This is a genomic window from Rhodococcus sp. MEB032 (assembly GCF_030208925.1).
Classification (GTDB): Bacteria; Actinomycetota; Actinomycetes; order Mycobacteriales; family Mycobacteriaceae; genus Rhodococcus_F; species Rhodococcus_F qingshengii.
Genome location: NZ_JARVSY010000006.1, coordinates 84,487 through 102,374, shown reverse-complemented (window position 1 = coordinate 102,374; position 17,888 = coordinate 84,487). Strand labels below are relative to the sequence as shown.

Sequence of the window (17,888 nt, the reverse complement as noted above, 5' to 3'; positions counted from 1 at the left end):
ACCTTTCCAGGTACGGGCCGGAAGTTTTTGCCTGTCTTCTACAGCTTGACCATCGGCACACCGCCGATGAGCATCAACCGCACCTTGCCCGCGCTACCGAAGTCGATGGTGACCGTCGCGGTGGGGCCAGTGCCCTTGGTTTCCAACACGGTGCCCAGACCGTACTTGTCGTGACTGACGCGGTCACCCGTGGCGAGGACCAGAACGTTGTTGCGGCCACGCGCGGCACCGAAACTGGGAGTCGACGCGGCCTTGCCGGACCCTCCCCCGTAGTTCTGCCCGCCGCCGTATCCCTGGCCGCCCTGGCTGCCGTAGCGGCTTCCGCTGCCGTAACCCGGCCTGCCGCTTCCGAATCCGCCACCGGTGCCCGGATCCTCACGGCGCCAGTTGATCAGGTCCTCCGGGATCTCCTGGATGAACCGCGACGCCGGGTTCTGGATCGGTTGCCCCCACGCCGAACGCATGATCGCGCGCGTCAGGTACAGGCGCTGCCTGGCACGGGTGATGCCGACGTAAGCAAGTCGACGCTCTTCGGACAGCTCCGCCGGATCGCCGAGGGCGCGCATGTGCGGGAACTGCCCGTCCTCCCAACCGGTGACGAAGACGACCGGGAACTCGAGGCCCTTGGCGGTGTGAAGCGTCATCATGGTCACGACGCCGTCGTCGGAGTCCGGCAGTTGATCGGCGTCGGCGACAAGCGATACCCGTTCGAGGAAGGCGGCAAGCGAACCCGGATCGGGTTCACCTTCACGCATTGCTGCGGTTTCCTCGTCGTCCGGATCGATCAGCCCGGCCGCGTTTCGCGCGTCGGAACTGAATTCCCTTGCCACACTGACGAGTTCGTTCAAGTTGTCGAGTCGCGCGCCATCCTGCGGATCGCTGCTCGCCGCAAGCTCGGCGCGGTAGCCGGTGCGCTCGAGCACCGCCTCGGCAACCTCACCGATGTCACCGAGCTCGAACGGTTCGTCCTCGTCGGCGGCCGCTGTCGGTAGCAGGGCCCGCAGCCCGTCCATCATCTCGAGGAACGACGCGATGGCCTTCTGTGACCGCGTATTGAGCAGCGCCACTTTGCCTTCCGCGCCGTCACGGAGAGCGGCGGCGAAGCTGATGTTGCGATGCTCGGAGTGCACGGCGACGCAGGCTTCGGCTCGATCACCGATACCGCGTCGGGGCGTGTTGAGAATGCGTCGTAGGCTCACGGTGTCGTCCTCGTTGGCGAGGACGCGCAGATACGCGACGATGTCCCGAACTTCCTTGCGCTCGTAGAAGCGAACGCCGCCGACCACCTTGTACGGCACTCCGAGTCGAATGAAGATCTCCTCGAGCGCGCGCGAGGAGTTGTTGGTCCGGTAGAACACCGCGATGTCGGCGAACTTGGTCTCGCCCTGGTCCACCAGCCGATCGATCTCCGAGGCGACAAACGATGCTTCGTCGTGCTCGTTGTCTGCAACGTAGCCGACGATCAGTTCGCCTTCACCCGAATCGGTCCACAGACGCTTTTCTCGTCGGCCGGTGTTCTTGGAAATCACGGAGTTGGCCGCAGACAGAATGTTCTGCGTCGAACGGTAGTTCTGTTCGAGAAGGATGGTCCGAGCATCCGGGTAATCGCGTTCGAACTCTTCGATGTTGCGGATAGTGGCTCCGCGGAACGCGTAGATCGACTGATCGGCGTCACCGACGACGCACAATTCGGCCGGGGCAACGGCGTGGTCGGACTCTCCGGCTCCACCGACCAGTTCACGCACAAGCATGTACTGCGCGTGGTTGGTGTCCTGGTACTCGTCGACGAGCACGTGACGGAAGCGGCGGCGGTAGTACTCGGCGATCTGTGGAAACGCCTGAAGAAGCGCGACGGTCTCACCGATGAGATCGTCGAAGTCGAGTGCGTTCGCAGCACGCAGCCGCTGTTGGTAGTGGCCGTAGACCTTGGCGATCAGCCGCGGCAGTTCGGCCGGATCCTGATCGGCTGCGACAACCGCCTCTTCCGGTCCGACGAGTTCGTTCTTCAGGTTGGAGATGTGAGTGGCGAGAAGCCGCGCGGAGAATCGTTTGGTGTCGAGCTCGAGGTCCTTCGAGATCATCGTCAGCAGTCGACGCGAATCGTCGGAATCGTAGATCGAGAAATTCGAGTTCAAACCGGGCAGGAGCGCCGCCTGTGCTCGCAGGATCCGCACGCAACTGGAGTGGAACGTCGATACCCACATGGCGTTGGCACGCGGTCCGACAAGAGCTGCCACACGCTCGCGCATCTCGGCCGCAGCCTTGTTGGTGAACGTGATGGCCAGGATCTGACCGGGGGTGACACCCCGTTCGGCCAACAGATAGGCGATGCGACGCGTCAGCACTGCAGTCTTGCCCGAGCCGGCGCCCGCGACTATCAGCAACGGCGAACCGGCATGGACCACGGCCTCGCGCTGTTGCGGGTTGAGACCCTCGAGGAGGGCGTCCGAACCCGCGTCGTGTCCCCGCGCGCCGCCCCCGTCGTGCTGGGAATGTCCGTCGTGCTCACCGAGTGCTGGGTACGTGTTCATCGCCTGTCCACGCTACCGGCGTCCACCGACACGGTCGTCAGTGCGTCCACCTGCTGGTAGAGGCACTTGGATTACCTGTGTCGAGCATGGCAAACTGGACGCTATGTTCAGCATTTCCGTTCGCGACAACACGGCCGACCCCGTCGGCCCGCTGTGGCGTTACTTTACGTGCCCCGGACCTCGGTGCACGTGATCTGAACAGCTCACCCGCCCCTGGTCCGAATCGGATCCGGGGCATTTTCGTCAGTGTGCCTGGATCGGTAACGACCCGAGCCGAGACCACGATCCACGCAGTAGGAAGAGGAGACGAATAGCAATGAGCACCCAGGCTGCAGCCCCCCATGGAAATACTGTCGATACTGTAAAAACTGCTCCGACAGACGTCGAGATCCCCCAGAGTGAGGCGGAGATCGACGAACTACGGAAAGAAATCGACCGTCTCGACGCCGAGATCCTCGCGGCCATCAAACGCCGCTCCGAGGTCTCCCAGATCATCGGCCGTACCCGGATGGCATCGGGTGGTCCGCGTCTGGTGCACAGCCGCGAGATGAAGGTCCTAGAACGATTCAACGAGCTGGGCCAGGAAGGCCACACTCTCGCGATGCTGCTCCTACGCCTGGGCCGCGGACGCCTGGGCCACTAGCGCACACCCAGATCACTTGCGAACGGCCACATCGGATGCCTCTGGCAGTCCCGATGTGGCCGTTCGCGTGTGTATCAGCTCTCGAGCGCGATGTACTTCGTGTTCAGGTATTCCTCGATCCCCTCGGTCCCGCCCTCGCGGCCGAATCCGGATTCCTTCACGCCACCGAACGGCGCTGCCGCGTCCGAGATCACTCCGCGGTTGACGCCGATCATTCCTGATTCCAGTGCGTCGGAAACCCGAAGCGCACGGTCGAGATCCCTCGTGAAGATGTACGCGGCCAGTCCGAACTCGGTGTCGTTGGCGGCTGCGATTCCCTCGGCTTCGGTGTCGAAGCCGGTGATCGCGGCGACGGGTCCGAACACCTCTTCTTTCAGAATCCGCGCGCTGGCCGGAACGTCTGCCAACACCGTGGCTGGATAGAAGTACCCTTCACCACCCGGCGCTTCGCCGCCCAGTCGCACCTTCGCCCCGGCATCCACCGCATCTGCAACCAACTCCGCGACCGTGTCGAGTTGGTTCTGGTTGATCAGCGGGCCGAGCTTCGTCTCCGGGTCGGTACCGGGTCCCATCGTGAAAGTCGCCATCTTCTCGGTCAGCTTGGTCGTGAACTCTTCACGCACGGCGTTGGCGACGTGGAACCGGTTGGCGGCGGTGCATGCTTCGCCACCGTTGCGAAGCTTCGCCAGTACCGCGCCCTCGACTGCCTTGTCGACGTCCGCGTCGTCGAACACCACGAAGGGTGCGTTGCCACCCAATTCCATCGACGTGCGGAGCAATCGCTTCGCGGACTTCTCCACCAGCATCTTGCCGACGCCGGTGGACCCGGTGAAGGTGAGCTTGCGCAGTCGAGGGTCGTCGATGAGAGGGCCGGTCACTTCACCGGATTTCGATGTCGGCAACACCGAGAGGACTCCGTCGGGCAACCCTGCTTCGGCCATGAGCTGAGCAAGCAACAACATCGTCAACGGGGTCTCCGAGGCGGGCTTGACGATGATCGTGCAGCCGGCGGCCAACGCCGGGCCGATCTTGCGGGTACCCATCGCCAACGGGAAATTCCAGGGAGTGATGGCCAGACACGGTCCGACCGGCGCTTTGGTGACAAGGATCCGGCCGTTGCCCGCCGGGGCCGGCGTGTAGCGCCCGCCGATGCGAACGGCCTCCTCGCTGAACCACCGGAAGAACTCAGCCCCGTACTTCACCTCGGCGCGACTTTCGGCGAGTGCCTTGCCCATTTCGAGGGTCATCAGCAGCGCCACGTCCTCCGCTCGCTCGGTGATCTTCTCGAAGACGGCTCGCAGGATTTCACCACGCTCGCGCGCAGGTGTGCTCGCCCACTTCGACGAGACGGCCACGGCTTCGTCGAGAGCGCGCAGCGCGTCCGCGGGGCTCGCATCGGCGACATCGGTCAACGATTTCCCGGTCGCCGGATCCGCCACCGGGAAGGTCGCGTTGTTCTCCGCGGGCACGAACCGACCGCCGACGAACAACTGGGTGGGAACTGATCGAATGAATTCGAATGTGTCCATGGGTTCCATGATGCTCGTCGGAGCCGCGTCCGTCTGCCCGCGAGCGAGACTCACGCGGAAGTTTCCAGCTTGTGCCACTAAAGTCGATGATCGTGAGCACTGACATCACCGGAACCTCAGCCTGGCAGAAACTGCGCGCTCATTACGCCGACATCGAAGGCGTTCACCTGCGAGAACTCTTCCAGGACGATCCAGCCCGCGGGCGAGAGCTGACGATCGACGCCGGTGATCTTCACATCGACTACAGCAAGCATCGCGTCAGCCGCGAGACTCTCGCGCTGCTCGTCGACCTGGCCCGCGAGGCCGGCGTCGAGGCACGACGCGACGCGATGTTCGCGGGCGATCACATCAACACTTCCGAAGACCGCGCCGTACTGCACACAGCGCTGCGTCTGCCCAAGGATTCTGCTCTGACCGTCGACGGTCAAGACGTCGTCGCGGACGTTCACGAAGTTCTGGACGCGATGGGCGCTTTTGCCGATCGTGTGCGCAGCGGCGAGTGGACCGGAGCTACCGGCAAGCGCATCCGCACCATCGTCAACATCGGCATCGGCGGTTCCGACCTCGGGCCGGTGATGGTCTACCGCGCACTACGGCATTACGCCGACGCCGGAATCAGCGTCCGGTTCGTCTCCAACATCGACCCTGTCGACCTGGTCGGGCAGCTCGACGACCTCGATCCGGAGACGACGCTCTTCATCGTCGCATCCAAGACGTTCTCCACCCTCGAGACCCTCACCAACGCGACAGCGGCAAAGCGTTGGCTGTTCGCCGGTCTGGGCAGCGAAGACGTCTCGGCCGTAGCCAAGCATTTCGTCGCAGTCTCCACCCACGGTGACCGTGTGGCGGAGTTCGGCATCGACACCGCGAACATGTTCGGGTTCTGGGATTGGGTCGGCGGGCGCTACTCCGTCGACTCGGCGATCGGCTTGTCGGTCATGTGTGCCGTCGGACCCGTTCGCTTTGCGGAGTTCCTCGACGGTTTCCACCAGATCGACACGCACTTCCGAAACCAACCGCTCGAGCAGAACGCGCCGGTCCTCCTCGGCCTCATCGGGCTCTGGTATTCCAACTTCTTCGGCGCACAGTCCCGCGCAGTGCTGCCCTACTCCAACGACTTGCTGCGCTTTCCCGCCTACCTGCAGCAGCTGACCATGGAATCCAACGGCAAATCGGTTCGCGCCGACGGCTCACCGGTGACCACGTCCACCGGTGAGATCTTCTGGGGCGAGCCCGGAACCAACGGCCAACACGCCTTCTACCAACTCCTGCATCAGGGCACCTGGCTGGTGCCTGCCGATTTCATCGGGTTCGCGGAATCCACCGACGATCTGCCTACTGCGGACGGCACGGGATCAATGCACGATCTGCTCATGAGTAACTTCTTCGCTCAGACAAAGGTTCTCGCGTTCGGCAAGACTGCCGAAGAAATCGCGTCAGAGGGCACTGCTCCGGAGCTGGTGCCACACAAGGTGATGCCAGGCAACCGACCGTCGAGCACTATCTTGGCGAAGGAGCTGACCCCCTCGGTCGTCGGTCAGCTGATCGCACTTTACGAGCACCAGGTATTTGTCGAAGGTGCTGTCTGGGGTGTCAATCCGTTCGATCAGTGGGGCGTCGAACTCGGCAAGACACAAGCCATGGAACTGGGGCCTGCGCTCTCTTCCGAAGCAGCACCCGGCGACCTCGGCGACACATCCACAGATGCTCTGGTGCAGTGGTACCGCAGAGAGCGCGGACGGGCCTGACTCACGCGGCCGCCGGGCCGAACCAACTTTCCGTTGTGTACACGCGTCCGGATCGGTCGACGAGCCGAGCCCGAAGCTCTTGCTGTTCAACCCATTTGATGGCGCTTATCCCCCGGATCAACGCAGCTTCGCTCGCGGCGTACGCCCACACCGCGTCGTCAGCAATCACCGAGACCTGTGCCCATTCCGTGGAGGGCCGCTCCTGGTTCGGCTCCCAGGAGGGCAGCTCCAGCGCCCGCGCCGTCGCCATCGCGGTTCCGTTGATCAGTTCGACTTCTTCGCTGTCCGGCACCGGAATCTGCCAGCCACCAGCCGGTGCATGGCCGGCCGTGGCGATCACGTCGCCGATCCGCACAGCAACGCCGCATTGTAATTCGGCGGCGACGATCTGCGCGGCGCGATCGACGGTGTCGGCCTTGGCAACTCCGGTGATGTCGAACGACGCACCCCAGGGCGCGTACACCACGTCTCCGTCGAGCTGTACGTCCTCGAACGTCGGGGTCGGGTGCACCGGAGGGATGGATTCGTCCTCGGAGTAGTTGTCGGCAAGCGGATTGACTGCACCGCCGGTCATACGGGCAGCCCACAGCGCCGACCGCAGCAGAGCCGACATACGTCGTGTCACTTTGACCGGAGTTCCCTGAGCGAGGTTGACGGCGTGAATCTCGGCGTCTCCCCGGCGAAGGTCGCAGACCGCTTCGGTTTCGTCGATGGCAGCTGCGATCAACGCGTGCGCAGTAGGCAGCGCAGCGCCCTCGGTGACGTCCACCTCCACGGCGGAATCCCACATCGCCCACTTCTCGACACTGACCATGTCAGTCCTGCCCTTCGAACACACTGTGTTGTAACCAGTATGCGCCGGTCAGCAACCCCCGTGCCATAAAGCGCTTCCGAGGCCGAGGCACACATGCCGCAGGTTGAGCAGCGCACGGCGGGGACTGGATGGTAGATCTGTGCGACAGAATTGCCGCCTGGACTGTCGCCCTCCGTGCAAGACGTGTAATCCTCCACATGGTTCTGACATGCACCTGACTGCGACGACGTCGACTACTACTGGCGCAGCGGGCAATTCCGATCCGAAAGACGCAGAGTCGACGCTCGACATGTCCGGCCGGCCGGCTGCGCTTCGAGCCCGGTCCGCCGCAGCAACACGCCCGGGCGGCGCTGATGTCACCGCATGAACCTTATGTCACCGCATGAAAAATGGGGACCGACGAGAAGCACTGTGTTCCAACGTCGATGACATACCAATCGGCCGCTTTCAATGCGCGTCACTTTCGCAGGTGGACACACCTGAGCGCTCACTCTCGAGTGCAGCAAAATACGGGCCCACCACTGCGCGCGAGCGTCGAGCAGAGCACCGAGAAGAAGTCCCGAACACGCGGCGCGCCAACCGCCGGCACGACGACGCCCGGTGCCCGGCGGCAGCGCTTCGCACGTTACAGACCGAGCAGGAATGCATCGACACAAAATGGATAGGACCGGCTGAAAGAACCTGCAGCACAATGGCGTAACCACCACCGTTCGGCTTATACGCTACCGCCGTACACCTTGGCAAAACGAACGGTCAGTACGCGGCGAAAATCACATACTTTACAAAGTCTTTGGAATTTTTCTGCGCCAAATATCCGCAGGTGAAAGGACTTTCGACCAGAGTCCAGAATAACCGTGTCGTCTACTATGTGAAAACTGCGAAGTAGCTGTGACGCTGGGTCACGCTCGAGGGAGGAATTGTGACCGATTCATTCAAGGACCGTTTGAACGCCTTGTACCCGGCCACAGCACCGAGACTCACCAACGCACAAGTTGTGGAAGCCCTTTCGCAACGTGGATGCAAGATTTCGACACCGTACCTCTCGCAACTCCGGAGCGGTGTGCGCACGAATCCATCGGAGCAAGTCGTTTTGGCATTGGCCGATTACTTCGGCGTGGCAGCAGAGTACTTCTTCGGCCCGACACCTCGCCAAGATCCCGAACTGATTCCGGAAGAAGACCGTTCGGTTGTCGAGGAGTTCCACGACAGCGAATTACGTTCTCTGGCCATAAAAGCGGTCGATCTCTCCCCTGAATCGCAGGACTTGCTCTCATCGATTGCGGAGAAACTTCGCTCGTCCGAAGGACTCCCGGCCGTCCCTCCGGATTGCAGCACCTACACCCCACCGTTCACTCGCGACTAGTCCGGAGCGAAGTTCAGCGAGTCAGATCAGCGAGTCAAGCGGCCCAATAGTGCCGAAGCTGTGATGATTCCGAGCAGCGCCTGAGCCACTGAACCCACGTCGGCATGAGTTCGACCGGGTACAGAGCGTTGGACGCGAAGAACAACGGCATGGTGATCGCCTGGCCGATGCCCATCAATCGATCTCGTTTGAGCACGATCCCCGCGATCGCAACCGACAGACAGGCGAAGAACGCCGAGCCGAGGACAACGACAGCCACGACGCCGAGCAGCTTGATCGGGTTCCACGTCATGCTCACGCCCAGCAGCGCCGCTACAACGACTACGACCACGGCCTGGGCGACCGCACGGATACCGGCTGCAAATGCCTTTCCGGTGACCAGCGCGGCTCGTGGCGTCGGCGTCACCATGAGTTTGGTGAGGACTCCCGCGTCACGCTCCCAGATGATCTGGATTCCGTAGAAGATCGCAACAAAAAGCGCGGACTGCGCAATGATGCCCGGCGCGAGAAAGTCGAGATACGGTACGTCGCCAGTCGGGATCGCTCGGATATGACTGAACGTCTGACCGAAGATCACCAACCAGAGGATCGGCTGGATTGCGCGCGTGACCAATTCAGATCGGTCGTGCCGCAACTTCTGAACTTCCACGAGGCAGAATGTTGAAATTCTCGAGAGCAATCGAGCAAGACCGTTGGTAGTGGGATCAGCCCAAGCGGCGCGCTGTGCGACGGGCACTGCGGACATCGTGGAGACCTCCTGACTTGCCGCCGGTGAGGTCGTCGCCGGTGTAGTGACGGAACACGTCTTCGAGAGTGGCCTCCGGCCCCAGTTCGGCGGCCAACGCGCTCGGCTCGCCCACTGCACGAAGTTCACCGTGATGCATCAACGCAACACGATCACACAACTCCTCGGCTTCTTCCATGTAGTGCGTCGTGAGCAGCACAGTCATGCCGTACTGCTTCTGCATCTCCGCCACTCGCTGCCAGACGGATTCGCGGGCAATGGGATCCAGCCCCACCGTCGGTTCGTCGAGCACCAGCAACGACGGTCGGTTCACCAGCGCCTGCGCAAGTTCGAGACGTCGCACCATACCGCCGGAGAAACCCGACGCCAGACGATCACCTGAATCGAGTAGGTCCACCATCTCGAGCGCCTGGTCGACGCGCTCGCGTCGTTCGGACCGCGGAACGTCGTACAGTCGCGCGAACCAGGTCACGTTCTCGCGTGCGGTCAATGCGCTTTCGATCGAGAGCTGTTGTGGCACGTACCCGAGGTAGCGCCGAATGGTCATCGCCTCGGTACGAACTGAGCGACCGAGAATCCGAATGTCACCGTCTTGCAGAGGAAGTAACGTGTTGAGCAACCTGATCGTCGTAGTCTTTCCTGCGCCGTTGGGACCGAGCAGGCCGAAACACTCCCCCGCATTGATGACCAGACTCAGGTTGTCCACCGCGCGGTGGTCGCCGAACTTGTATGTAACCGAGTCGATCTCGACCGCGTGTGCGCCGGGTTCGGGTGAACCTGCCGCTCGGCTCTTCCACCACTGTGTCAGCATCTCACTGCCCCCCGCCTTCCGATCCGGCTGCTGCCAGAGCGCTCGCCAATCGAGACAGGGCCGGTAGAGCAGCCTCGATACTTGCCCTGTCCTCTGCGGTCAGAGTCGACAATGCCTGACCGACAATCACACTCCGGCGATCACGCCACACCTCGACGCGGGCGCGCGCCTCGTCCGCGAGCACCAATCGCGCGACGCGGCGGTCGGCCTCGTCGGCAACGCGTTCGATCACTCCCTCGTCGACGAGCTGCCGCACCAAGGTGGACACCGTGTTTGCCGCGACACCCAATCGCCCGGCAGCCTCGGCCACCGACAGACCCGGGTTGCGTCGTAGCAGCCTGACGAGTTCGATCTGGGCGCCGGCGAGCGGTCGTTCCGCAAACGGCCGCCCCGACGCCTTCCTCGTGCCCCGGCGCAATTGTCCGAGCGTCTCCAGGACGTCATCCGCAAGATTTGCTCCGCTTCCATCCACAACTCACAATAGCTCTGTAACAGAGCTATTGTCGAGGAATCCGGACGCCCGGCGTTTTCAGCTCGTCCGCAACGGGTATCCCCGATTGCTTGTCCCGAGCACTCCCGCCCAGAACGGAGACGTCATGCGCAGACAGTGGTTGTTCGCGACAGTTGCGAGTACCGCCCTGATCCTCACCGGTTGCTCGCCCGACGCCCTCGATTCCGGGGACAGCGCAGACAACGTCACTGCCATTTCGACGTCGCTGTCGCCACCCGCCGCCGCTGATGCACCCCTGCTGAAGACCGCCGACTCCCCACTCGGGACGATCGCCGTCGACGGCGAAGGCATGACCGTCTACGTCTACAACCCGGACGAGGAGAACTCACAAGCCGGGTCGTGCGACGAAGCGTGCCTGCGTTACTGGCCGGCGGTCACCTCGGTCACGGATTCGCCGATCGTCGAAGGAATCGACGCTGTCATCGACACTGTCGACGGGCCTGAAGGATCTTTCCAGATCACCGTCAACGGCAAGCCCGTCTATCGGTACCTCGACGACAAGGTTCCCGGAGACATGCTCGGACAGAGCGTCGGCAGCCTGTGGTGGATGATCGACGCCGCCGGAAACCCCGTGTTCAAGACCGAGTAACCCTCAGTTGTACGGCTGCCGAGCGGTTTCGGGGTCGCCGTACGTGATTGCCCGTTCCCGACGCGTTTTCGATGCCAGGGTTGCGCCCCAGTTCAGCACCGTGCTGGCGCGGTTGCGGAAACCGGCGAGGAATGCGATGTGGATGATTCCCCAGGACACCCATCCGATGAACCCGGACAACTGGACCGGCCCTGCCTGAAGCAACGCGTGGCGTCGCGAAATGTAGGCCGCGGTTCCAAGATCGCGGTACTTGAACGGTTTTCGGCTGGGCACTCCGTTTTCCACGGTTGCAGCGATCCGGGCACCGGCGTGCCGACCACCCTGCATCGCGACCTCGGCCACCCCGGCAAGTTTGTCCCGCGACATGAGGTCGCCCACCACGTAGACGTTCGGGTGGCCGGGAACGGTCAGATCGGCTTCCACCTCGATGCGGCCACCGCCGACCTGCTTCACACCCAGCGCCGTGGCCAGTGCCTCGGCGAACGGCACCGCTTCGACGCCCGCGGTCCACAGAATCGTGCGGGTCTCGTACTGCCGCTTCTCTTTTGTCTTCTTGTCCGTCGTCTCGATGCTGGTCTCGCACACGTCGGTGACGTGCACGCCGAGGTGAGTCTCGACGCCGATCCCGTCGAGAGTACGTTTGGCGGCGGCCGAGAGCTTGCGACTGAACGAAGGGAGCACCCGATCGTCGCCGTGGAAGAGCAGTACCCTTGCCTCGTCAGGGTCGATGGACCGGAACTCGTTGGTGAGCGCGTGCATCGCCAATTCGCGGATCTGTCCGGCTAATTCGACGCCGGTGGGTCCGCCGCCCGCCACGGCGAATGTCAGCCACGGTCGACGTTCTTCCGCAGTCGGGAGCGATTCGGCCATCTCGAACGCAGCAATGAGACTGCGCCTGATCGCCAAAGCGTCGTCGAGGGTTTTCATGCCGGGCGCCCATTTGATGAACTCGTCCTGGCCGTGGTAGGACTGGCGCATTCCAGCCGCCACGATCAGGTAGTCGTACGGCAATTCGAAGGTCGACCCGTCGAAGCGACTGGCAGTCAGTATCCCGGCGTCGGCGTCCACCGACTTGGCCTCGCCCAGAACGACGTTCGTGTTCTTGTTGTCCTCGAGCAGATGTCGCAGCGGACTTGCGATCTGCCCTTCGGAGAGCAGACCCGTGGCGCACTGGTAGAGCAGGGGCTGGAAGACGTGGCTGGTCCCTCGGTCGATCAGAACCACCTCGACGTCAGCTTTCTTGAGTCGTCTCGCTGCATACAGTCCACCGAAGCCGCCACCGACGATCACTACCCGGGGCTTACCGTTCGAGATGTGGATGCTCATCAGACAAACCTCGCTGTCACGGAGTTGGGCAGGAATCGTAGGGCCGCATCTATCCCTTGCCACTTGAGGCCGGGTAGCGCCGCTCGGGTGGTTTCCTTCTCGATAGCGTCGACCATGGCACTGACGCCTTCGTCCAGACTGGCCATGAGCGCTGCGTCGTCGCCGGCGCCGGCGGACATGTCGGTCTTGATGAAGCCCGGCAGCAGCGTGGTGACCCGAATAGGTGTGCGCGCCAACTCGATACTGAGCGCCTCACCCAGCGCCGCTACTCCCGCCTTGCTCGCCGAATAGGCCGCTTTTGGCCCGGGTAGCCCCCGATCCGCGCTTATCGAGGACACGAGAACCAGGTGTCCGGAGTCCTGCGCGCGGAAGATCTCGAGCGCAGCTTCACACTGCGACAGCGCGCCGACAAAATTCGTCTGCGCTGTTGCAAGATTCGCGTGCGCTTTTCCGGTTCCGATCTTGGCGCCCTTGCCGAGCCCGGCGTTCACGATCACCCGGTCCAGGCCACCCAACTCGTCGCGCAGCTCACCGAAAACCCGGACGACGGAATCGTGTTCGGTCACATCGAGTTCGCGCACTGCGACGCTGATCGACGGGTACTGCGCCACCAGCTCCCCACGCAGCGTGTCGAGACGATCCGTCCGCCGGGCACACAACGCGAGGTCGCGACCGGCCGCGGCGAATCTCCTGGCCATCTCCTCACCCAGACCCGAACTGGCACCGGTGATCAAAATCTTCTGCCGCGTCATGGGTGCAACTGTAACCATCATCGAGTTCTCGTACCCGGCGGTAACCGAGCGAACTCGGACCGATCCGACATACCGTGGAGCAATGACCGACGAATTCGATGTCATCGTGATCGGCGGTGGACCCGCCGGCGAGAACGCCGCCGCATACGCCATCGCCGGAAGTAATCGCACCGCCGCAATCGTGGAACACGAACTGGTCGGCGGTGAATGCTCGTATTGGGCCTGTATGCCCAGCAAGGCACTACTGCGCCCGGGGCAGGTCCTCGAGGCGGCCGACGCCTTGCCCGGGATCCCGGCCGGACCGCTGGACGTCGATGCCGTTCTGAAACGGCGCGACTCGTTCACCCACAACCACGACGACTCGTCCCAGGTCGACTGGGCAACCTCCGCGGGCATCACCGTGATCAAAGGCCACGGGGTCATCGACGGCGAGCGAGCAGTGACCGTCGACGGGACCCGTAAGCTCCGTGCCCGCCGTGCCGTCGTACTCGCCACGGGAACGACCGCCACCGTCCCGAAGACACCGGGATTGCGCGAGGCACTCCCGTGGACCTCGCGCGACGCCACCAACCTGCACGAGGTTCCGTCGCGAGTGGCGGTCATCGGCGGCGGAGTGGTCGCAACGGAGTGCGCAACGTGGTTGTCGTCGTTCGGCGCTCACGTGACGTTGCTCGTGAGGGGCGATGCTCTGTTGAAATCAGCAGAACCGTTTGCCGGAACTATGGTGGCCGAAGCACTCGGCGCCCGCGGTGTGGACGTTCGACTGAGCACTGCCGTCAACTCGGTCTCACGCCCCGATGCCAAGGACACCGGCGAGGGCCACATCCACGGTGGACCCGTCAGCATCGAGACATCGTCCGGCGTGATCGAAGTCGACGAGGTCATCGTCGCGGCGGGCCGCGGGCCGACATCAGCCGATCTCGGCTTGTCCGTCATCGGCCTCGAGGACGGCAAGTACGTCACGACCGACGATCACCTCTGTGCCCAAGGTGAATGGCTCTACGCAGTCGGCGACATCAACGGTCGTTCTCCCCTCACCCACATGGGCAAGTATCAGGCGAGAGTCTGCGGAGACGTCATCGCCGCGCGGGCCGAGAGTCGCGGGCTCAGTGGACCTCGATACACCGCGTCGGCGGACAATGGACAGGTCCCCCAGGTGGTGTTCACCTCACCCGAGATCGCCTGGGTGGGACGCACCGAGAAGAAAGCTCGCGACGACGGCTACGACGTCGAAGTCGTGGAGATCGAACTCGCCGTCGCGGGATCTTCGCTGCTGCGCGACGACTACTCGGGGCGCGCGAAGTTGGTGATCGACAAGGCCACCGAGGTGATCCTCGGCGCTACTTTTGCCGGGCCCGAAGTATCCGAGCTGGTGCATGCGGCGACAGTCGCGGTCGTCGGCGCCGTACCACTGGAAACTCTCTGGCATGCGGTGCCCTCGTATCCGACGGTCAGTGAAGTCTGGCTTCGATTGCTGGAGGCTCGCCGCTGACGCCCTCCCGAAGTACGTATAGTCGCGACATGGCGTCCGACATACTTGTGACCACGGCCGACGGCACCCTGCGCGGCCGCCGGGTGGGAAAACTTCGTGCCTGGCGCGGAATTCCCTACGCCCGGCCGCCGGTCGGAACACTGCGTCTGACGCGACCCCAGCCGGTCACGCCGTGGACCGGAGAACGCGACGCGACCAGGTTCGGCGACGCGTCTGTCCAACACAAGAAGGGGCTGTTGCTCGCGCCCGGGAAGTACCAGCCGAGCAGCGAGGACTGCCTGACGCTCAACGTGCTCGCCCCCGCGAACACCGGCAATACTCCGCGTCCCGTCATGGTTTTCATCCACGGTGGGGCAAACACCATCGGGACCTCGGCCACCGGCTTGTACTCGGGCGTGTCCCTCGTCGAACGCGGCGACGTCGTCTACGTCTCGATCAACTACCGGCTCGGCGCTCTGGGCTACCTCGATTTCACCCCGTTCTCCACATCCGAGCGCGTATTCGACTCCAACCTCGGACTGCGCGATCAGGTCGCGGCCCTGCAGTGGGTGCAACGCAACATCGCCGCCTTCGGTGGGGATCCTGAAAAAGTCACGATTTTCGGTGAATCCGCCGGAGCCACCGCCGTCACCACCCTGATGGCGACTCCGGCCGCCAAAGGACTCTTTGCCGGCGCTATCGCCGAGAGTTCGGCTCCGGATCTGGTCTCGAGCACGCAGCGATCGCATGCCTGGGGCGCGCGTTTCGTCGAGATCCTCAATTCCGGCCTACCACCCGCGAAGGCCCTGACCTCGGCGACAGCCGTCGAATTGGGCAGAGCCGGAAGCAGACTGGGCGCCGAGGTACTCGCGAACACACCTGGACTACATCCCTTCGGACCGGTCGTCGACGGCGACTTCCTCCCCCGCTCCCCCTTGGACGCATTCAAAGAAGGATCGGCACACCAGGTGCCGATGATCATCGGCACCAACAGACGGGAGGGGACGCTGTTCCCGAAGGTGCTCGACGCACTTCCGACCAACCCGTCGCGCATCGACACCATGTTTGCCCTCACCGATCCCGAGGCCGGGAAGCGCATCCTCGCAACCTATCCCGGCTACCCGGACGAGCAGTCCGCGATCGACGTCGGCGGAGACGTCACGTTCTGGCACCCGTCCGTGGAGTTGATGCAAGCGCACGCACAATCAGCGCCGACATACGCCTACCGATTCGACTTCGCGCCGACGATGATGCGCTGGCTCGGCCTCGACGCCACACACGGATTCGAGATGTTTGCAGTCTTCGGCATCGGTGACACCCTTGTCGGGCGCGGCCTCACCCTTCCCGGCGGTCGACGCGGACTGCGCGCAGTCACCGAATCTGTTCAGGGACACTGGCTTCACTTCGCCGAGCACGGCTCGCCGCGCGGATCGTGGCCGCGCTACGAGGGGCAGGAGCGTCGGACCATGATCTTCGACGAGATCGTCCGCGTCGAGAACGATCCCAGACGTGAACAACGCTTGGCCTGGGCGGGATACAGCGGTTACCGTAGCCACGGCACCGACATCTCCCTACCGTGACGAGCCCCCTCGAGATCACTCTCGATTCCGGGGTCGTACGCGGGCGCCTCGATCGAGGACTGCGCACCTGGCGAGCAATCCCCTACGCAACGGCCCCGACCGGCCGCTGGAGATTTCGCGCACCGCAGCCGGTCGAGGCTTGGCATGGTGTCCGCCCGGCGGAAGCATTCGGCTCTCCGTCTCCGCAGCGCAAGAGCAATTTCGACGAGAACTCACTCTTCGTCAATGTAGTGGCTCCGCAGGTACCGTCGGATTCGTTGCGACCGGTCATGGTTTTCATTCACGGCGGCGCGTACAACGGCGGGAATCCGTCGACGCCCATGTACCGCGGAACTAGCCTGGTCGAACGTGGCGACATCGTCTACGTCTCGATCCAATATCGTCTCGGCGCGTTGGGCTACCTCGATTTCAGTGAATATTCCACTGCGGAAAGATCATTCGAGACGAACCTCGGATTGCGCGATCAGATCGCCGCGATGACGTGGGTCCAACGCAACATCGCCGCTTTCGGCGGCGACCCGAACGCCGTCACCGTCTTCGGTGAATCGTCCGGCGCCAACGCGGTCACCACTCTGATGGCAACGCCGGCGGCACGAGGGCTGTTCGCCCGGGCCATCGCTCAAAGTCCGCCGGCTGCTTCGGCATACGGAAAAGAGCGAGCGCACCGTTGGGCACGCGAGTTCCTCGAGATCGCACAGGCTCCGGATACCGATCCGGGATCGTGGCTGCGCTCCGCTTCGGTGAAGGACCTGGTCGCTGCCGGCGAAGAACTTGCACGCCGCGGCGCGGACGAAGAACCCGGAACGCGGGCATTTGCCCCCGTGGTGGGTGACGACGTCCTTCCCGAACACCCGCTCGACGTGTTCGCCGCCGGACGCGCCCACCCCGTTCCGCTGCTCGTCGGTTCGAATCTCCACGAGGGAAGAATCTTCCCGCGCGTTCTCGACATCTTGCCTACCGACCCGGTTCGGATCGAGAAGATGTTCTCCCACACCACCCCTGAAGTGAAAGCACGTGCGCTCGCGGCGTATCCCACGTATCCGCACCGGTTTGCTGCCGCAGATCTCGGCGGCGACATCACGTTCTGGGAGCCCGCGATACTCTGCGCACAGGGTCATTGCCAGGTAGCTCCTACCTACAGTTACCGCTACGATTTTGCGCCTCGCCTGCTCAGACTCGTCGGCATGGGCGCTACCCACGCCACCGAATTGCTTGCGGTCTTCGGGCGTTCGGATGCACTCACCGCGGCCTTGACCGCGGTCGGTGGGCGCCGCGGACTGACTGCGGTGACCTCCACCATGCAGCGCCACTGGATCCATTTCGCCCGCCACGGAGTGCCGGACCGGGATTGGCCCGCCTACTCCGTACCGGAGCGGCAAACAATGATCTTCGACGAGACGTCCCGAGTGGAGAACGACCCGATGGGTGAGCGTCGACGGGCTTGGATCGGCTACGAGCACAGGCGCTGAAGCCCG

General features: G+C 63.4%; 15 protein-coding genes and 1 pseudogene. 8 read left to right on the top strand and 8 right to left on the bottom strand.

Annotated elements, in window-relative coordinates; genetic code table 11:
* Positions 1-38: 38 nt before the first annotated feature.
* Positions 39-2,531, bottom strand: a complete 2,493-nt coding sequence (gene pcrA, locus QRN54_RS06550) for a DNA helicase PcrA (protein WP_003946394.1) — start codon at positions 2,529-2,531, stop codon at positions 39-41.
* 316 nt (positions 2,532-2,847) lie between these two features.
* Between pcrA and QRN54_RS06545 the strand changes: the two genes are divergently transcribed.
* The gene (locus QRN54_RS06545) at positions 2,848-3,174 is read left to right on the top strand and encodes a chorismate mutase (RefSeq protein ID WP_003946362.1); all 327 of its coding nucleotides are present in this window, start codon (positions 2,848-2,850) and stop codon (positions 3,172-3,174) included.
* Between the two features lie 74 nt (positions 3,175-3,248).
* Here the strand turns inward: QRN54_RS06545 and QRN54_RS06540 are convergent, their stop codons facing one another.
* Entirely contained in the window at positions 3,249-4,703 is a 1,455-nt protein-coding gene (locus QRN54_RS06540) for an NAD-dependent succinate-semialdehyde dehydrogenase (RefSeq protein WP_007727613.1), read from the bottom strand.
* A 92-nt stretch (positions 4,704-4,795) separates the two neighbouring features.
* Here QRN54_RS06540 and pgi point away from each other — a divergent pair, with 92 nt between their 5' ends.
* Positions 4,796-6,451 (top strand): glucose-6-phosphate isomerase, encoded by a 1,656-nt coding sequence (gene pgi, locus QRN54_RS06535; protein ID WP_007727615.1) that lies wholly within the window; start codon positions 4,796-4,798, stop codon positions 6,449-6,451.
* 1 nt (position 6,452) lies between these two features.
* Here the strand turns inward: pgi and QRN54_RS06530 are convergent, their stop codons facing one another.
* Entirely contained in the window at positions 6,453-7,265 is an 813-nt protein-coding gene (locus QRN54_RS06530) for an FAD:protein FMN transferase (RefSeq protein WP_007727618.1), read from the bottom strand.
* A 208-nt stretch (positions 7,266-7,473) separates the two neighbouring features.
* On the opposite strand from QRN54_RS06530, the gene QRN54_RS06525 reads away from it, so the two are divergent.
* Positions 7,474-7,632 (top strand): hypothetical protein, encoded by a 159-nt coding sequence (locus QRN54_RS06525; protein WP_155277906.1) that lies wholly within the window; start codon positions 7,474-7,476, stop codon positions 7,630-7,632.
* Between the two features lie 552 nt (positions 7,633-8,184).
* Positions 8,185-8,628, top strand: coding sequence for a helix-turn-helix domain-containing protein (locus QRN54_RS06520; protein WP_003946341.1), 444 nt, complete (start codon positions 8,185-8,187; stop codon positions 8,626-8,628).
* A gap of 61 nt (positions 8,629-8,689) precedes the next feature.
* Here QRN54_RS06520 and QRN54_RS06515 read toward each other — a convergent pair.
* From QRN54_RS06515 to QRN54_RS06505, 3 genes and pseudogenes are all read right to left on the bottom strand, one after another.
* A pseudogene (locus QRN54_RS06515) lies at positions 8,690-9,373 on the bottom strand (ABC transporter permease); the annotation flags it as partial.
* Positions 9,333-10,184, bottom strand: coding sequence for an ABC transporter ATP-binding protein (locus QRN54_RS06510; protein ID WP_285181768.1), 852 nt, complete (start codon positions 10,182-10,184; stop codon positions 9,333-9,335). The gene QRN54_RS06510 and the pseudogene QRN54_RS06515, both read right to left, overlap by 41 nt.
* Before the next feature lies 1 nt (position 10,185).
* Complete coding sequence (locus QRN54_RS06505) at positions 10,186-10,656, bottom strand: MarR family winged helix-turn-helix transcriptional regulator (RefSeq protein ID WP_007727626.1); 471 nt, start codon at positions 10,654-10,656, stop codon at positions 10,186-10,188.
* Positions 10,657-10,780: 124 nt separating this feature from the next.
* Here QRN54_RS06505 and QRN54_RS06500 point away from each other — a divergent pair, with 124 nt between their 5' ends.
* Positions 10,781-11,284 (top strand): COG4315 family predicted lipoprotein, encoded by a 504-nt coding sequence (locus tag QRN54_RS06500; RefSeq protein WP_285181767.1) that lies wholly within the window; start codon positions 10,781-10,783, stop codon positions 11,282-11,284.
* A gap of 3 nt (positions 11,285-11,287) precedes the next feature.
* On the opposite strand, the gene QRN54_RS06495 is transcribed toward QRN54_RS06500, so the two are convergent.
* Together QRN54_RS06495 and QRN54_RS06490 are read right to left on the bottom strand one after the other, a co-directional pair.
* Positions 11,288-12,610: an NAD(P)/FAD-dependent oxidoreductase gene (locus QRN54_RS06495; protein ID WP_003946361.1), complete on the bottom strand. Its 1,323-nt coding sequence runs from the start codon at positions 12,608-12,610 to the stop codon at positions 11,288-11,290.
* Positions 12,610-13,362, bottom strand: coding sequence for an SDR family oxidoreductase (locus QRN54_RS06490; protein WP_007727631.1), 753 nt, complete (start codon positions 13,360-13,362; stop codon positions 12,610-12,612). Before QRN54_RS06490 ends, QRN54_RS06495 begins: the two co-directional genes overlap by 1 nt.
* Positions 13,363-13,444: 82 nt before the next feature.
* Between QRN54_RS06490 and QRN54_RS06485 the strand changes: the two genes are divergently transcribed.
* From QRN54_RS06485 to QRN54_RS06475, 3 genes are read left to right on the top strand one after another with little or no spacing between them, the layout of a single operon-like run.
* On the top strand, positions 13,445-14,854 hold the full coding sequence (locus tag QRN54_RS06485; RefSeq protein WP_285181766.1) for a dihydrolipoyl dehydrogenase family protein: 1,410 nt from the start codon (positions 13,445-13,447) through the stop codon (positions 14,852-14,854).
* A gap of 29 nt (positions 14,855-14,883) precedes the next feature.
* Positions 14,884-16,413: a carboxylesterase/lipase family protein gene (locus QRN54_RS06480; RefSeq protein ID WP_003946388.1), complete on the top strand. Its 1,530-nt coding sequence runs from the start codon at positions 14,884-14,886 to the stop codon at positions 16,411-16,413.
* Entirely contained in the window at positions 16,410-17,882 is a 1,473-nt protein-coding gene (locus QRN54_RS06475) for a carboxylesterase/lipase family protein (protein ID WP_285181765.1), read from the top strand. The genes QRN54_RS06480 and QRN54_RS06475 overlap by 4 nt, the downstream gene beginning before the upstream one ends.
* Positions 17,883-17,888 lie beyond the last annotated feature (6 nt).

What these genes read in the sequence shown, in the direction of transcription:
- QRN54_RS06495 (WP_003946361.1), bottom strand. Translation starts at nt 12,610, where the DNA reads ATGAGCATCCACATCTCGAACGGTAAGCCCCGGGTAGTGATCGTCGGT.
- QRN54_RS06540 (WP_007727613.1), bottom strand. Translation starts at nt 4,703, where the DNA reads ATGGACACATTCGAATTCATTCGATCAGTTCCCACCCAGTTGTTCGTC.
- QRN54_RS06510 (WP_285181768.1), bottom strand. Translation starts at nt 10,184, where the DNA reads ATGCTGACACAGTGGTGGAAGAGCCGAGCGGCAGGTTCACCCGAACCC.
- QRN54_RS06480 (WP_003946388.1), top strand. Translation starts at nt 14,884, where the DNA reads ATGGCGTCCGACATACTTGTGACCACGGCCGACGGCACCCTGCGCGGC.
- QRN54_RS06490 (WP_007727631.1), bottom strand. Translation starts at nt 13,362, where the DNA reads ATGACGCGGCAGAAGATTTTGATCACCGGTGCCAGTTCGGGTCTGGGT.
- QRN54_RS06500 (WP_285181767.1), top strand. Translation starts at nt 10,781, where the DNA reads ATGCGCAGACAGTGGTTGTTCGCGACAGTTGCGAGTACCGCCCTGATC.
- QRN54_RS06525 (WP_155277906.1), top strand. Translation starts at nt 7,474, where the DNA reads ATGCACCTGACTGCGACGACGTCGACTACTACTGGCGCAGCGGGCAAT.
- QRN54_RS06485 (WP_285181766.1), top strand. Translation starts at nt 13,445, where the DNA reads ATGACCGACGAATTCGATGTCATCGTGATCGGCGGTGGACCCGCCGGC.
- QRN54_RS06530 (WP_007727618.1), bottom strand. Translation starts at nt 7,265, where the DNA reads ATGGTCAGTGTCGAGAAGTGGGCGATGTGGGATTCCGCCGTGGAGGTG.
- pcrA (WP_003946394.1), bottom strand. Translation starts at nt 2,531, where the DNA reads ATGAACACGTACCCAGCACTCGGTGAGCACGACGGACATTCCCAGCAC.
- QRN54_RS06545 (WP_003946362.1), top strand. Translation starts at nt 2,848, where the DNA reads ATGAGCACCCAGGCTGCAGCCCCCCATGGAAATACTGTCGATACTGTA.